The 15841-nt window shown below is 67.4% G+C and carries 14 protein-coding genes; 4 read left to right on the top strand and 10 right to left on the bottom strand.

Annotated features, from left to right (window positions below):
- The first annotated feature begins 44 nt into the window (after positions 1-44).
- Positions 45-1484, top strand: coding sequence for a GGDEF domain-containing protein (locus AC5P98_RS11550; RefSeq protein WP_049404943.1), 1440 nt, complete (start codon positions 45-47; stop codon positions 1482-1484).
- Here AC5P98_RS11550 and AC5P98_RS11555 read toward each other — a convergent pair.
- Complete coding sequence (locus AC5P98_RS11555) at positions 1481-3307, bottom strand: methyl-accepting chemotaxis protein (RefSeq protein WP_049404944.1); 1827 nt, start codon at positions 3305-3307, stop codon at positions 1481-1483. The genes AC5P98_RS11550 and AC5P98_RS11555 overlap by 4 nt on opposite strands.
- 580 nt (positions 3308-3887) lie before the next feature.
- On the opposite strand from AC5P98_RS11555, the gene AC5P98_RS11560 reads away from it, so the two are divergent.
- The 3 genes from AC5P98_RS11560 to AC5P98_RS11570 all read left to right on the top strand — a co-directional run bounded on the left by AC5P98_RS11560 (position 3888) and on the right by AC5P98_RS11570 (position 5495).
- A complete protein-coding gene (locus tag AC5P98_RS11560) occupies positions 3888-4976 on the top strand; it encodes a DUF5694 domain-containing protein (RefSeq protein ID WP_495230032.1) in 1089 nt (362 codons plus the stop codon).
- 62 nt (positions 4977-5038) lie between these two features.
- Positions 5039-5329 carry a putative quinol monooxygenase gene (locus tag AC5P98_RS11565; protein ID WP_075075594.1) on the top strand — a complete coding sequence of 97 codons (291 nt, stop codon included), beginning with the start codon at positions 5039-5041 and terminating at the stop codon, positions 5327-5329.
- A 19-nt stretch (positions 5330-5348) separates the two neighbouring features.
- Positions 5349-5495: a hypothetical protein gene (locus AC5P98_RS11570; protein WP_154582529.1), complete on the top strand. Its 147-nt coding sequence runs from the start codon at positions 5349-5351 to the stop codon at positions 5493-5495.
- 140 nt (positions 5496-5635) lie between these two features.
- Here the strand turns inward: AC5P98_RS11570 and AC5P98_RS11575 are convergent, their stop codons facing one another.
- The 9 genes from AC5P98_RS11575 to AC5P98_RS11615 form a co-directional block, all read right to left on the bottom strand.
- Positions 5636-7825: a PAS domain S-box protein gene (locus AC5P98_RS11575; protein WP_495230033.1), complete on the bottom strand. Its 2190-nt coding sequence runs from the start codon at positions 7823-7825 to the stop codon at positions 5636-5638.
- Between the two features lie 207 nt (positions 7826-8032).
- Entirely contained in the window at positions 8033-10420 is a 2388-nt protein-coding gene (locus AC5P98_RS11580; protein ID WP_495230034.1) for a Tex family protein, read from the bottom strand.
- A 207-nt stretch (positions 10421-10627) separates the two neighbouring features.
- Complete coding sequence (locus AC5P98_RS11585) at positions 10628-10843, bottom strand: hypothetical protein (protein ID WP_005410085.1); 216 nt, start codon at positions 10841-10843, stop codon at positions 10628-10630.
- 827 nt (positions 10844-11670) lie between these two features.
- Positions 11671-12123, bottom strand: a complete 453-nt coding sequence (locus tag AC5P98_RS11590; RefSeq protein ID WP_049408098.1) for a hypothetical protein — start codon at positions 12121-12123, stop codon at positions 11671-11673.
- Positions 12120-12323: a PspC domain-containing protein gene (locus tag AC5P98_RS11595; protein WP_014647543.1), complete on the bottom strand. Its 204-nt coding sequence runs from the start codon at positions 12321-12323 to the stop codon at positions 12120-12122. The genes AC5P98_RS11590 and AC5P98_RS11595 overlap by 4 nt, the downstream gene beginning before the upstream one ends.
- A gap of 64 nt (positions 12324-12387) precedes the next feature.
- Positions 12388-12756 (bottom strand): YfeK family protein, encoded by a 369-nt coding sequence (locus AC5P98_RS11600; protein WP_032956112.1) that lies wholly within the window; start codon positions 12754-12756, stop codon positions 12388-12390.
- A 33-nt stretch (positions 12757-12789) separates the two neighbouring features.
- Positions 12790-13857 (bottom strand): class III poly(R)-hydroxyalkanoic acid synthase subunit PhaC, encoded by a 1068-nt coding sequence (gene phaC, locus AC5P98_RS11605; protein ID WP_046431281.1) that lies wholly within the window; start codon positions 13855-13857, stop codon positions 12790-12792.
- Positions 13854-14933 (bottom strand): class III poly(R)-hydroxyalkanoic acid synthase subunit PhaE, encoded by a 1080-nt coding sequence (gene phaE, locus AC5P98_RS11610; protein WP_478443649.1) that lies wholly within the window; start codon positions 14931-14933, stop codon positions 13854-13856. Before phaE ends, phaC begins: the two co-directional genes overlap by 4 nt.
- A 22-nt stretch (positions 14934-14955) precedes the next feature.
- Positions 14956-15570 (bottom strand): CDP-alcohol phosphatidyltransferase family protein, encoded by a 615-nt coding sequence (locus AC5P98_RS11615; protein WP_014647547.1) that lies wholly within the window; start codon positions 15568-15570, stop codon positions 14956-14958.
- Between the last annotated feature and the right edge of the window lie 271 nt (positions 15571-15841).

Raw genomic sequence — 15841 nt, forward strand, 5'->3', positions numbered from 1 at the left:
TCTGCCTATCGTGATCCCAGCCGGATCTGGGGGCGGGGGAATGCATGACGTTGCGTGCGGCACTGTTTTTCATGGGCACGCACGCGCTCGTCATTGCCTTGATCGGCCCGCAGGACCCGGTTGGCTCCTACCTGATGCTGATCACCGCCCCCCTTCTGGCCGCTCTGGCCTGCGTGCGACGCGCGCGCGACAGCCAGGCGGCCTGCAAGTGGCGAACGCTGGGCGCTGCCGTCGGCCTGTTCTCGCTGGCCCTGCTGGCCCTGCTGTATCGCAATGTGGCCGGCCTCAGCCCTGCGCAGATGACCGCCTCGTCGCTGATCCTGTATGTGTTCTACCGGATTCCGCTGACCTACGTTGCCGCCAGCCCAGGCGGCGGCAACCGCTGTATCCGTGCGGTGGACCTGGCGGTCATCGCGCTGCTGTGGGTGCTGTACTTCGTGCATACGCGGGCGATGGCACACCTCAACACCGCATTGTGGACGCAATGCCTGCATACCATGAGCAACGTGCAGAACAGCCTGGTGTTCTGCTTCGCGCTGATCCGCTTCCTGGCCGAGGACAATGCCGACCGCCGCGACTTCTTCCGCACGTTGACGATCTACGCGCTGGGCTACTTCCTGATGGCGCTCTACATCAATACCTGGCAGCCGCAGGTACCCGATGGTGGCTGGGGCGACCTGCTGATCAGCGGGCTGTTCGTGCTGCTGGCAGTGCTGGCCGGCAGCACGTACCGCCCACCGGCGGTGGCTGTGCCGCGCAACCTCCGCCGCATCGTCGATGCCGGCGTGCCGCTGATGCTGCCGTTGCTGCTGATAATGGTGGCGCTGCTGGTGGCACGCCTGCAGCCGACCCTGGCCACCGTGGGGTTCATCGGTGCCATGCTCGGCCATGCCCTGCGCAGCGTGCTCACCCAGGTGCAGATCCAGCGTGAGCGCGACGAGCTGGCGCTGCTGGCCCGGCGCGATCCGTTGACCGGGCTCGGCAACCGGCGCAACTTCGATGAAGCGCTCGGCAGCGCGCACGGCCGCGCCCGTCGCCAGGGCGTGGGGCTGGCGGTGCTGATGATCGATATCGACCACTTCAAGCGACTCAACGACACCTACGGGCATCCGGAAGGTGATCGCCGCCTGCAGGCGGTCGCCGCGATCCTCGACGGCTGCCTGCAACGCGGTGATGACCTGCTGGCCCGCTACGGCGGCGAGGAGTTCATCGCCGCCCTGCCCGCGCCCGACATCGGCCACGCCCTGGGCTTGGGCGAGCGCCTGCGCGCCGCCGTGGAAGCCGCCGCCCTGCCCGCCGCCCAGGCCCGCGTGACCATCAGCATCGGCGTGGCCTGGCAGGCCGCGCATGATGAGGGTGACCCGCGCAGCCTGGTCGAGCGTGCCGACCAGGCCCTGTACCGGGCCAAGCATGCCGGCCGCAACTGCGTGCACGCCGCCCCGGCCGTCGAGGCCGGGGAACAACACGCCGACCGCCGCGCCTAGACCGCGCGCAGCACCGCCGCACCATGCATGTGCCCCGCCCCACCCTGCACGCGGAAGCTGGCCACCGTCTGCAGCAGCTGCGCCGACTGTTCTTCCATGCTGCGCGCCGCGGCCGAAGCTTCCTCGACCAGCGCGGCGTTCTGCTGGGTGCCCTGGTCGATCAGATCGACGGCATGGTTCATCTGCTGGATGTCGTCGCTCTGCTGCTGCGCGGCCGTGCTGATCTCGGACATCAGGTCGCTGACCCGGCGCACGTTGACCACGATCTCGTCCATGGTGCGGCCGGCGCTCTCAACCTGCGCGGTACCGGCACCGACATTGGCCACCGACGCATCGATCAGCTGCTTGATCTCCTTGGCGGCACTGGCCGAGCGCTGCGACAGTTCCCGGATCTCGGTGGCGACCACGGCGAAGCCACGCCCGTGTTCGCCCGCACGCGCGGCTTCCACCGCGGCGTTCAGGGCAAGGATGTTGGTCTGGAAGGCGATGCCGTCGATCACGCCGATGATGTCGACGATGCGGCGCGAGGACGCGTTGATCACCGCCATGGTTTCCACCACTTCGTGCACTACGTTACCGCCGCGCGCGGCGACATCGGCGGCACCACCGGCCAGCTGACTGGCCTGCCGTGCGTTGGTCGCGGTGCGCTGCACGGTCTCGGCCAGGCCCTTCATCGACACCGCGGTCTCTTCCAGCGACGCTGCCTGCTGCTCGGTGCGCTGCGACAGATCGCTGTTGCCCTGCGCGATCTCGGTGGCGCCGACGGCGATGGTGTCAGCGGCGAACTTGATCTGGCCGATGATCGCGGCCATCGCCTCGACCAGCGAATTCACCCCTTCGCACAGCTCGGCGATCGGCCCGTTCTTGTCGGCGGTGGCCACGCGCCGGGTCAGGTCGCCCTCCTTGGCGGCCGCCACCACTTCACGGGTCTGCGCCACGGCACGCTGCATGGCCTGGTTCTCATGCACCTGCGCGGTGATGTCGGTGGCGTACTTGACCACCTTGAACGGCTTCCCGTTGAGGTCCAGGATCGGGTTGTAGGACGCCTGGATCCAGACCTCGCGTCCGCCCTTGCCGAGGCGCCGGTACTGGCCGGCATCATATTCGCCACGGCCGAGCTTTTCCCAGAACTGCCGATACTCGGCACTGCTGCGATACTCAGGTTCGACAAACAGCGAGTGGTGCTGGCCACGCACATCATCCTGGCTGTAACCGGTGGCAGCCAGGAAGTTGTCGTTGGCCGACAGGATGCGGCCATCCATGCTGAACTCGATCACCGCCTGCGACTTGTCGATCGCCGCCAGCTGGCCGGCCGAGTCGGCCGCCTGCAGCTTCTGCGCAGTGATGTCAGTGGCGAACTTGACCACCTTGTACGGACGCCCCTGCCGGTCCAGCACCGGGTTGTACGAGGCCTGGATCCAGATCTCGCGCTGGTTCTTGCCAAAACGCCGGTACTGGCCCGCGTCATATTCGCCACGACCCAGCCGCGCCCAGAAGTCACGGTATCCGGCGCTGCGCGCCTGCTCGGGGTCGACGAACAGGGAATGATGCTTGCCCTGGATCTCCTCCAGCCGGTAACCCATCGCCTGCAGGAAGTTGTCGTTGGCCTGCAGGATGGTGCCATCGAGGGCGAACTCGATGACCGCCTGGACCCGGTGCAGCGCCGCGACCTGCGCCTCCAGCTCGGCACGGCCATCGGCCGCCGCCTCGACGCCGCTGCGGTGCTGCGGTGCCAGCGCGCCCAGCAGGGCGCGCCACGGCGACCAACGGGTATGCAGCTCGGCCGGCGCCTGCGCGCCCGCCGTAAAGCCTGGAATGAGCATTGTCTGATCCTCGGTGTCCGGTAAGCGGTTGCGACCCGACGGGCGGGATGCCCGGCGGCAACTTCAGTTGCTTGGGACTACAGGTACCGGCAGGCACCCCTCGAGCGGCTGGCAAGAACGTCTGGTGCGGGTGCGATCGGCATAGGGAGCGGCGGAACACACAGCGCGGGCCGCCCGTCGGGGGCAGCCTGGGGTCCTGCAGCGGGCGACTTGAGCGGGATCCAGAGGGAATATCGGCGATGCGATCGGTGGCTTTAGCCGGATTCCGCGACGTCCGTCGCATCTTCAGATGCTGCTGCAGGGATGCGGTAGACAATCGCGATGCACTTCACATTCTGCTCACGCGCGACAGGGGCGCCGCCGAGCGGTTTCGCCAGGTGCCGGCTGGGCAGGTTCTGCTCGGCACCGGGTGTCGTCAGGGCATATGTCGCGCGTTGTCGCCGTCACTGGGCACAGCCTTGCCCGGCACGCGGATGCAGTTCAAGCGGAAAAGGTTTGCATGACCAACGGGAGATCCGGTGGCAGATGAAACTGGCCAGCATGCAGCGAACCGCAGGACGCTCACTGACACGGAGATCGCATGTTCCCACGCCTGGCCAGTTTCCTCATCCTGGGCCTGTGCAGCAGCGGCGCCTTCGCTGCCGACGCCACCTACCGCCCCAGCTTCCATCCCGACCAGCTGAAGGGCCCGCCTGCCGGGCGCCCGAACGAAGTGCTGGTACTGGGCACCCCCCACTTGTCCGGCCTGCCCAAGTCCTTCCAGCCCGCCTTGCTTGAACCGTTGCTGCAGCGACTGGTCGCCTGGAAGCCCGAGCTGATCGCCACCGAAGACCTGTCAGGCCTGCAGTGCGATTTCATGCGTCGCTACCCGGCACGCTATGCGGAGAGCGTGGCCACCTACTGCTTCGACACCACCGCTGCGCAGGCTGCGACCGGACTGGACGTGCCTACGGCGAACACCCAGGCCGAGCACCTGCTTGCGACCTGGCCGGACGAGCCGACGCCCGCCCAGCGTCGTCGGCTCGCAGCATTGTTCCTGGCAGCGGGTGAACGCGGCTCGGCGCAGGTGCAGTGGCTGCGCCTGCCTGCGTCCGAGCGCAAAGGCGGTGATGGACTGACACCTGCCCTGGTCGAGATCCTCAAAAAAGGCCTGGTTCGCCGCAATGAAACCCACCTGATCGCCGCCGAGGTCGCCGCCCGCCTCGGGCAGGAACGCCTGTGGGCCGTGGACGACCACACGGCCGATTCGCCCACGCCCGCCGAGGATGAAGCGGCGGCCAGCGCGGCCATCACCGGTGCCTGGAACAATACGCACTCGCGCGCGCGGCGGGAGGCCGATGAACGCCTCGTGGCCGATCTGGACAAGCCCGGCGGTGTCATGGCGCTGTATCGGGACTACAACAGCGCGGCGGCGGCGATGGCCGCCTACCAGAGCGACTTCGGCGCGACGCTCGTCGAGCCGTCCTCCAAGGCGTTCGGCCGGATGTACGTCGGTTACTGGGAAACCCGCAACCTGCGCATGGTCGCCAACATCCGCGACGTGCTGAGCCAGCATCCTGGCAGACGCATGCTGGCCATCGTGGGTGCCTCGCACAAGGGCTACTACGAGGCCTACCTCAATCAGATGCATGACGTGCGGCTGGTCAGTGCGGACACGGTATTGCGTTGACGGGAACAGGTGCCGGCCATGCGCCGGCGCTATCCTGCAAGGCCCGATTCGCAGGTGCCGACATGTTGAAAGTGATCGCCGAGGATTTCATCCATCCCGATGCGGTGGACACCGTGCTTCCCCTGTACCGGGAGCTGGTCGCGTGCACGCTGCGCGAGCCGCTCTGCCTCGGCTATGAACTGTTCGTCGACCAGAAGGATCCGGGCCACTTCATCTTCATCGAGCTGTGGCCCGACCGCGCCGCGCTCGACCTGCACTGTGCCAGCGAACACTTCCAGCGCCTGGTGCCACAGATCAATGCCTTCCAGTGTGCGCCGTGCCGGGTCCTGCTGATGGATGCCGTACGGGTGTAATGCCTGCAGCGGGATGCACATGATCGCTGCGGCCATGCCGCCACAGCAACAGGCAGGCCGCAACCGTGCAGGACAGGCTCAGGACCAGCAGCGCGACCGCACCTTGCTGCAACACGGGCAACAACGCCCGTGCGTGCAGGTCGCCGCGCAGCTGTTCGGCGCGTAGACAGGCGGCCAGCGCCAGGCACCAGCCGATCAGGGCCGGAATGAACTTGCGTACCGCAACCGGGTTCCAGGCATTCATGGAGGTTACCTGCGTGAGTGGAGTGCGCGCAGTATTCGCGCGCGTCCTCTCACAGGCTGAGATCAGTCCTCCGCGGCGTCGGGATCGTCACCCGGAAGCTGGGACAACTCGCCCTGCACCTGCACGTTGTTGCGCCCCATCGCCTTGGCCCGGTAGCACTGGGCATCGGCCGCAGCCACCGCCTGGTCCACGCTCATGCCGCCGGCCAGCGGCGCGATACCGATGCTGGCACCGATCCGCAGCCGGTCCTGGTCCCACGGAATGGACAGCGCGGCCAGGGTGTGCAGCAGCTCGCCCCCGATGCGGGCCGCACGCCGCGGCGTGCAACCGGACAGGATGACCGCGAATTCGTCGCCGCCCAACCGTGCCACCACGTCCGAATCGCGCACGCCATGGCGCAGCACGCTGGCCACCGCCCACAGCACGGCATCGCCGGCCAGATGGCCCCAGGTGTCGTTGACCGGCTTGAAGCGGTCCAGATCGATGTACATCAGCGAGGCGGCCTGGCCGGTGCGCTCCACGCGGGTGATCGCCTGCTGCAGGTGCACCTCGAAACCGCGGCGGTTGCTCAGTTCGGTGAGCGGATCGATCTCGGCCAGGTGGCGGGCTTCGCGCTGGCGTGCCCGCTGCTGGGTGTCGTCGCGCAGCACCCACACCGCGCCGCGCACGTGGCCTTCGTCATCGCGCAGCCAGGCGCGGGTCAGGTCCACCGGCACCGTTGCCGTGCCCAGGCGCAGCAGCAGGTCGGCGTGCAGGTCCACCGCGTTGCTCTCCGGGTCCAGCAGCACCGTCACATCCAGTACCGAACCGGGCGCGTACTCGGTGGTCAGCGCCAGCACGTCCTGCACCTTGTGCCCGGCCAGCGACAATGCGCCATCACCGGCCAGGGTGCGCACCGCAGCCGCGTTGGCGTAGTCGATGCGGCCATCAAGGCTGACGCTGAGCACCAGGTCGGCCACCGCATCCAGGGTGATTCGGCTGCGTTGTTCACTCTCGAACAGGCGCTGCTCGCTGCTGCGCTGGGCGGTGATGTCCTGGATCTGCGACACGAAATGCAGCGGTTCGCCATGCTCGTTGCGCACCAGCGACACCGACAGCCGCGCCCAGATGATGCGGCCGTCGCGGTCGAGGTAGCGCTTTTCCAGGTGATAGTGGCTGCGTCGCCCGGCCAACAGGTCCTGTACCAGGGCCAGGTCGGTCTGCAGGTCATCGGGATGGGTCAGGCGCTGGAAATCGACCTGCAGCAGCTCTTCTCGCGGGTAGCCCAGTATCCGGCACAGCGCGTCGTTGACATCCAGCCAGCGTCCTTCCAGCGACACCAGTGCCATGCCCAGTGCGGCGGAGGTGAACGCGCCAGCGAACTTCTCTGCCGACAGTCGTGCTTCGGCGCGTGCCTGCAGGATCTCGGTAATGTCGATGGCCATGCCGACGTAGCCGATGCGCGTTCCATCGGCACTCTCCATGCGGCTGATCGACAGGCGTACCTGGCGTGACTGGCCATCCTTGCGCAGCAGCGTCCACTGCCGCGAGTAGGTCTGCCCGTCGGCACGCGCGCTCAGCGCCTCGAACACGTCGGGAAGATTGCCATCAGCATCGGCCAGCGGCTGCAACCACGCTTTCAGTTCGGCTGGATCGTGGAAGGCGTCGAGCCGGCGCTGGCCGACCACCTCCGCCGCGCTGTAGCCCAGCAGGCGCTCCGCCCCCGTGTTGAACAGGGTGATGGTGCCATCGGTATCGGTGGCGATCACCGCCACCTCATCGGACGCATCGACCACGGCCTGCAGGCGTTGCCGGGTCTCGGCCGCGTCCTGCCTTGCCTGCTGCAGCTCGGTGACATCGGCATGGGCACCGGCCATCCACAGCGGCTTGCCGTGCCCGTCCCATTCAAAGACCCGGCCACGGTCCTGGATCCAGATCCACTGGCCGTTCCTGTGGCGCATGCGCAGCAGGCAGGCGTAGTTGTCGCTGCGCCCTTCGAAATGGTCGTCCAGCGCTGCATCGGACAGCGCAATGTCATCGGGATGGACCAGCTTCAGGAACGTCTTCTGGCAGATCGGTTCCAGCTCATCCAGGCGATAACCGACAATCTCGGCCCAGCGCGCATTGACCCGCATCTCGCCGGTCTGCACGTTCCATTCCCAGGTACCCGCAGCGGTACCGTCGATGATCATCGCCAGCCGGCGACGCTCTTCCGCCAACGCCTGCAGGCGGCGCTCCAGCAGTCCATTGCCGTGGGTGCCCTGGCCCGGCATCACTCCGGTCCCCTGCCGGCACGGGCAGGCGCCGACCGCAGCGGAGCGCTGCGGCCTGCAACGAAGACGGCGGGTCGTGCTGGCGTCATGGTCCTCCCCAGCGACAGCGGGGAGGCCAAACGCCCCCCTCAGGCGCAAGTGTGCGCAATCACCGGGAAAACCGACAAGCCCCCCGCCCCGGATCAACCGTGACGGGGGGCACGATCCTCAGCTGCGCTTGGCCCGGGCAAAGGCTTCGGCCAGGGCATTGTTGGCCGGCGGCGCAGACTGGGCCGGACGGCCGCCAGCGCCCTGGCCGCGGTTCGGTCCACGGTTCTGGCCGCCAGCGTCACGGCGCGGCCCTTGGCCCTGGCCCCGCTCATCGCGCTGGCCCGGGCGGCTGGTGGCCTGGCCCGGGGTATCGTCCAGGCGCCGGGTCAGGGCGATGCGCTTGCGCGCCACGTCCACCTCCAGCACCTTCACCTTGACGATGTCACCGGCCTTGACCACGTCGCGCGGGTCCTTCACGAAGGTATCGGCGAGCGCCGAGATGTGGATCAGGCCGTCCTGGTGCACGCCGATATCGACAAAGGCCCCGAAGGCGGCCACGTTGCTGACCACGCCCTCCAGCACCATGCCCTCGCGCAGGTCCTTGATGTCCTCGACGCCCTCGGCGAAGCGCGCCGCCTTGAACTCCGGGCGCGGGTCGCGGCCCGGCTTTTCCAGTTCCTTCAGGATGTCGCGCACGGTCGGGACGCCAAAGGTGTCGTCGGTGAACTGTTCTGCCTTCAGGCCACGCAGGAAGCTGCCGTCACCGATCAGCGCCTTGATCGGGCGCGCGGTGCTGGCCACGATGCGCTCAACCACCGGATAGGCTTCGGGGTGTACCGCCGAGGCGTCCAGCGGCTGGTCGCCATCGGCGATGCGCAGGAAGCCGGCGCACTGCTCGAAGGTCTTCTCGCCCAGGCGCGCGACCTTCAGCAGGTCCTTGCGGCACTTGAACGGGCCGTTGTCGTCGCGATGGCGCACGATGTTCTCGGCCACCGTGGCCGACAGGCCGGACACCCGGGACAGCAGCGCGGCCGAGGCGGTGTTGACATACACGCCGACCGCGTTCACGCAGTCCTCCACGCGCGCGTCCAGCGCCCGCGCCAGGCGGTACTGGTCCACGTCGTGCTGGTACTGGCCGACACCGATCGCCTTGGGTTCGATCTTGACCAGTTCGGCCAGCGGGTCCTGCAGGCGACGAGCGATCGATACCGCGCCACGCAGCGACACGTCCAGCCCCGGGAACTCCTTGGCCGCGAACTCGGAGGCCGAGTACACCGAGGCGCCCGCCTCGCTGACCACGACCTTCTGCAGCTTCGGGTTGGCGGCAGCCTTGATCGCTTCGCCGGCCAGCTTGTCGGTTTCGCGGCTGGCGGTGCCATTGCCGATCGCGATCAGCTCCACGTTGTGCTTGGCGCACAGCTGCTTGATCGTCTGCACCGACTGCTCCCACTGACGGCGCGGTTCGTGCGGGTAGATGGTGTCGGTGGCGACCAGCTTGCCGGTGGCATCGACCACGGCAATTTTGCAGCCAGTACGGATGCCAGGGTCCAGGCCCAGCACAGTCTTCGGGCCGGCCGGTGCGGCCAGCAGCAGGTCCTTCAGGTTGTCGCCGAACACCGCGATGGCTTCGGCTTCGGCCTTTTCGCGGGCCTGGTTGAACAGGTCCAGCAGAAGATGGGTGTGCAGCTTGGCGCGCCAGGTCAGGCGGCAGGCATCCAGCAGCCAGCGGTCGGCAGCACGACCCTGGTCGGCGATACCGGCCTTGCGTGCCACCCGAGCCTCGGCGTACTGGTGGCCCGCTTCGGCATCGCTGCCCGGGTCCAGTTCCAGGAACAGGATCTCTTCGCGGCGCGCGCGGAACAGCGCCAGCAACCGGTGCGAGGGAATCTTCGCCAGAGATTCGGCGTGTTCGAAATAGTCGTGGTACTTGGCGCCTTCGGTTTCCTTGCCCTCGGCCACGCGGGCACGGATCACGCCGGTCTCGCCCAGCCAGGTGCGCAGCTCGCCAACCAACGCGGCATCTTCGCCCCAGCGCTCCATCAGGATCGCGCGGGCGCCTTCCAACGCGGCCTTGGTGTCGGCCACACCCTTGTCGGTATCGACGAAGGTGGCCGCGAACGTCTGCGGGTCCTGCGTCGGATCGGCCAGCAGGCCATCGGCCAGCGGCTCCAGACCGGCCTCGCGGGCGATCTGGGCGCGGGTACGGCGCTTGGGCTTGTACGGCAGGTACAGGTCTTCCAGCCGGCTCTTGGTATCGGCGGCCAGGATGTCATTGCGCAGCTCGTCGCTGAGCTTGCCCTGCTCGCCGATGCTGGCCAGCACCGCCGCACGGCGGTCCTCCAGCTCGCGCAGGTAGGTCAGCCGGGTTTCCAGGTTGCGCAGCTGGGTGTCGTCCAGGCCACCGGTCACTTCCTTGCGGTAGCGTGCGATGAACGGAACGCTGGCGCCCTCGTCGAGCAGGCCGACGGCGGCGCGTACCTGGGCGGACTGGGCACCGATCTCGTCGGCGATGGTCTGGGCGATCTGCTGGGCGAGCGCGCTCTGGGCGTTCTTGGCGTCGTGCATTGCTTCAGGTCTGAGCCGCGTTACGGGAAGACCCCATTCTGGCAACCGACGACGGAGCCGGACAAGGCATTGACAGGGGACGAGGTTCAGCGCCGTAGCCGGAGTGGACGCCGGCATCCTGGCAAAGAGCGGGCCCGGACTGGCCCGGGGCTGGGATGCCGGCGCGGGCGCGCGATGGTGGGCGCGCCCTGCCGCGTGTTGCGTAGGTCAGCGGTAGTGGCGGGCGGCGCGCTGCATGACGATCTCGTCACGCATGCCTTCCAGGGCCATCAGGCGGACCTTGCCGACACCCTGCAGTTCCATGAACCGCTCCGTGTAGAACTCCGGCCCCAGCGCGGTGTCGGCGCGGGATTTGCTGAAGCCGTAGGGCACCACGCCCTTCTCGCCATCCTTGCTACCACCGACATAAAGAACGATTGCCATGTGATGTATTCCTCCAAATTGCTACTGCGTACTGCACTCGATGAGCGATGCTGCGAGCTCATCGGGGGAGAGCTTACCGCGTCGAACCTGACTGGAACGTCACGAAGGCTAATGACGATCGGTTGCATGCAGATGACTGCGGGATCGCAGCAGAATGCTTACGGATCTTTAACTTCCGGCTAACGAATCCAGGGCCGTTCCCGCCGACGGCGAAGCCCTCGTGGGTGGTCGCGAAATGCGCTTCATGTGAGTAGGTCGGTCGGGGTGGGTTCGCGGGACACGCCGTAAACCCGTCCATGGGGGCTCGATGGCGCCATCCATGGCGCCAACGGTCCCGCGAACCCACCCCGACCGGCCCCTGACAGTTTTTCGGGCACGTTCACCCACGGAAAAGAAAAAAGAAGATCAAAAGCAAAAACAGCTTGGCTGGCCGCTTTTTGTAGAGCCGAGCCCACGCTCGGCTGCTTTCAGGCCAGTCCGCGATACCGAGCGCAGGCTCGGCTCTACACGAGCAAGCGCAGCGCGCGACCCGCTTTTGCTGTTCTTTATCTCTTCCGTGGCTGGACGCGCACGGAATCTGTCAGCGGCCGGGTGGGTGGGGGTGGCGGGGTATCCGCGGCATGGGTCGGGCGCATGCGCCCGACGGGTTGGGCAGGACGCCCAACCCCGGTCTTGCCGTGTGCGCAGGACAGCGCACACGTGCAAGCCGCGGCCAAGCCCCCATGGATGGGTTCACGGCGTCCGCGCTGGCCCCACCCACCCGGCCAGCCCCCAGGAAGCAGGCATTCCGCGACCAAGCGACGAGGGGCGGTGCCGTTGGCTGGAAACTACGGCCACCAGCCGTGCCCGAACCGGGCGAAATGATCGGCCGCCCGCTCGAACGGATTGCGCGCACTCACCCCGCCACACAGCAGGTACACCGGCAGGTACAGCGGCCCCAGCACCATGTACTGGTAGACATGCGCACGCTCATGGTCGTCCAGCCGGATCAGCGGCTCCACGCCCCACCCCGCCTGATGCGCGTAGGTCCGGCAGGAAATGCCAAGATCGTGGCCCGTGTGCAGGATCACATTGCCCAAGGTGATCGCCCCACCCGGCCCCCACGGCCAGCGGTCGAACACCAGCGCGCAGTCACGCCGGCTCCAGCGCAATGTCGCGCCGCCGAGCATGCCGGCCAGCCCACCCATCAGGCCGATCAGGGTGTTGGGCAGGGTCCACACTGCGCCCAGCACCTGCAGCGCGCGCAGCCAGATCGGCCAAGGCCGGGAGGCGGTGTTCAATCGGCCTCGTTCGGCATCAGCAGCCACAGGATCAGGTAGACCAGGATGCCGGGGAAGGCCGCCGAGGCCAGCGACAGCAGCACGTAGACCACCCGCAGAAGGGTGGCATTCCAGCCGAAGCGATGGGCAATGCCACCCATCACGCCGGCGATCATGCGGTCGTTCAATGAACGCGACAGTGTCTTGGGCGTGGTGTTCATGGCGGCGGCTCCGGGCAACGGACAGGGCAGTCGAGCGTGGCTCGACTCTACACCCTGCCCATGTCTACGGCGTGCGGTGACGCAGCGCCTGCAGGCGCGCACCGAACCAGGCGGCTGCGGTCTGTTCAGGCTGCCCCGGGCACTGGATGCGATAGGGTTTGCCGCTCATGCTGCTCTGGCTGGCGGCGCGCTCGATGAACTGCTCGGCGCTGTCCACCATGTCCTTCTTCAGCAGATAGTCGTACTTGCGCTGCAGATGCGCGCGCGCATCGCCGCCGTCGTACCAGCTGCCATTGCGCTGGAACCGGCACTGGGAGCCGTCCAGGCTGGCGATCAACTGGGCGATCTCCCGCCGTGCATCCGCACTGGGTGCGGCCTGGGCAAGGGGCGCTGCCAGCAGTACCGCAAGAATCAACAAAACCCGGTACGTCATCATCCCTCCAAGTCAGTCGAGCAGGGCTCGACTCTACAGGTCGCGCGCTTTCAGCCAACCATCGATCGTGGCCGGCACTTCGCGCTGCGCGCGCCCGGACACGTAGATGCCGATATGGCCACCGCGGAAGCTGGACTCGGTGTAGTCGTCCGTGCCCAGGCGCCCGCGCATCGCGCGCGAGGCGTCCGGCGGCACCAGATGATCCTGCTCGGCGTAGATGTTCAGCACCGGCAGCGTCACCTGCGACAGGTCCACTGCTTCCTCGCCGATCCTTACCGTGCCCTTCATCAGGCCATTGGCCTGGTAGAACTGCTTGATGAAATCGCGGAAGGCCTCGCCCGCCAGGTCCGGCGAATCGAAGATCCACTTCTCCATGCGCAGGAAGTCCTCCAGCGCCGCCTTGTCATCGAGGATGTCGAGCAGGCCGACGTACTTCTGCACGTTCAGGCGGAACGGCTTGAGCATCAGGTAGCTGGCGTTCATCAGGTCGGCCGGGATGTTGCCCAGCGTATCGACCAGCAGGTCCACGTCCACCTGCCGCGCCCAGTGCGAGAGCATGTTGTCGGCGGTCTGGAAATCGACCGGGGTGACCATGGTGATCAGCTTGCCCAGCTTCTGTTGGCGCAACGCTGCGTAGCAGAGTGCGAACACGCCGCCCTGGCAGATGCCGAGCAGGTCGACCGGGCCACCACTGCGCACGCGCAGCGCATCGACCGCTCCGTCGATGTAGCGCAGCAGGTAGTCCTCCAGGGTCTGGAAGCGTTCGGACCGGTCCGGGTAGCCCCAGTCCAGCACGTACACGTCCTGGCCCAGCGCCAGCAGCTTCTGCACCAGCGAACGGTCGGCCTGCAGGTCGACCATGTACGGCCGGTTGACCAGCGCGTAGACGATCAGCAGCGGCGTGCGCCGGGTCGGCGCCTGCTCACCGACGAAGCGATACAGCACCACCTTGCCGTCGCGCCAGACTTCCTCGCGCGCGGTCACGCCATAGTCCACGTCTTCCACCTGCGGCAGCAGCTTCAGCCCTTCCATCAGCTTGCGCTGCATGGCCAGGCTCTCCTGCATCAGGTCATCGGCGTTGAAGCCCAATGGTCCCTTCATCGGTCACGCGCCCGAGCGGAAGCGCGAGGTGCGGCCTTCTTCGCAGATGCCTTCTTCGCAGATGTCCTCTTCGCAGGCGCCTTCTTTGCCGGCGCGGCCTTCTTCGCGGCCTTGCGCGCAGTTGGCTTCACCTTCGCCGGCGCCGGCTGCGCCACCGGATCGACCTCAGCGGTTCCGGCCAGCACAGCCACCTGCGCCTGCAGGCGGCGCAGGCTGCGCTCCAGCTCGGCGATGCGGCGGTGTGCGGCATCCATCTCGCTGCGGGTGGGCAGGCCGATCCGTTCACTCATCTGTTCCACCTCCCGCTGCAGGCCGGCGCGCAGGCGCATCTGCGCGTTGCCCAGCGAGGCGTACACCTGCTGGAACGGTTCGGACATGGCGACCTTGGCGTAGGCCTCCTCGGCAACTTCGATCCACAGGTCGAACATCGCGCGGGCGCTGGTCAGCTGGCTGCCGGGCTGTTCGTGCTCGGCCAGGCGCTGCTCGAACAGCGCAAAGGCTTCGTCCAGTGCCTGCTTGATCTGATCGACATAGGCGCGCGAATGCTGCTGGTATTCCTCCTGCGCACGCAGCAGGGCCTGCCAGCGCGCCTGGTGCTCGCGGCCGGGGCCGAATGCCGGGCTCTGCAGCCACGGGCCCGCCTGCAGCTGGAACTGCTGCAGCCAGGCGGCGAATTCGGGTACCGCGGCGCCGGCGTGCGTGCTGCCACGGGCGCCCTGCAGCATCCACTGGAGCATGCCGTCGCCCTGCCCCTGCACCGCCTCACGCCAGGCTTGGGCCACATCGGCACTGCTGGCGTCGCGGCCCGCAAACCGTGCGGCGACCTCCTGCATGGTGCCGTACCAGCTGCCCGCCTGTTCGCGGAACCGGCGCACGGCATCTTCCGGCGCGCCCTGCGCCTGCTCGGGCAACAGCTGGCCCCACCAGTCGAACAACCGCTGCCAACTGCCGGGATCGTCACCGGCGGGTGCGCCGGGCGTGCTCGCATGGCGCAGGGCATCGCCCCAGGCGCCGAAATACTGCCGGGCCAGGGTTTCGAAATCGCTGCTGCCGGTGTCGTGGGCCGAGCTGGTCATCGCAGGCCTCCGCAGGGCTGGCTCATGGCTTGGGAATACGCAGGGTCTTGCTGATCATCAGCGACCCGGACAGGGCGAACAACAGCACCATCGGGTGCAGCTGCCACGGGCCGATCTGCCACTGGCCGAACCAGATGTTCTGGCCGATGGCATCGGTGCCGGCGGCAATCGCCAGTACGATCACCAGCACCAGGCTGGTCGGGATCGGGGTGCCCTCGAAATACGTGACCTTGCCCTCGTCGCCGGCGAGCGCCTCGGCAGTGACGTTGTAGCGTGCCAGGCGGCTGACGCCGCAGCAGACGAAGTAGCTCAGCACCAGCCAGTCCCATCCGCCCTGCATGCCGCAGGCATAGGCCAGCGCCGCCGGCGCCACGCCGAAGGAGATCACGTCGGACAGCGAGTCGAGCTCGCGGCCCAGGGTGGAGCTGGACTTGCGCCAGCGCGCGATGCGCCCGTCGAGGGCGTCGAAGATGAAGGCCAGCGGGATCAGCGCCATGCCGAACAGCAGATAGCCGCGCTCGCCGTCCTGCAGGAAGCGCATCGCGGCAAAGACCGCACCGGTGCCGCAGAAAGCATTGGCCAGGGTGAACCAGTCGGCCAGCTGGAATTCGCGCAGCATCGAGAAGTGACGTTTCATGGGGTCTCACGGAGCATCAAGGCCCACAGGTTACCGCGAGCGCCGCTGCTGGCGACAGCGCTGGCTCAGCCGATCCTTCACCGCCCCCTCACCCGTCGTCACCGGCGGTGAATTTTTCGCCACCCATCTTGACAGCCTAGGGGGGTGGCGCCTGTCGGGGCTTATCCACAAAGTTGCCCACGCGTAATCCACACCCCCTGTGGACAACCAGATCTCACCGACTGCGACGGTGGACATTTCCTCATCACTCTTCCGCGGGGTTTCCCTACTT

It is taken from the genome of Stenotrophomonas sp. YJH_SMC_135 (assembly GCF_059372355.1).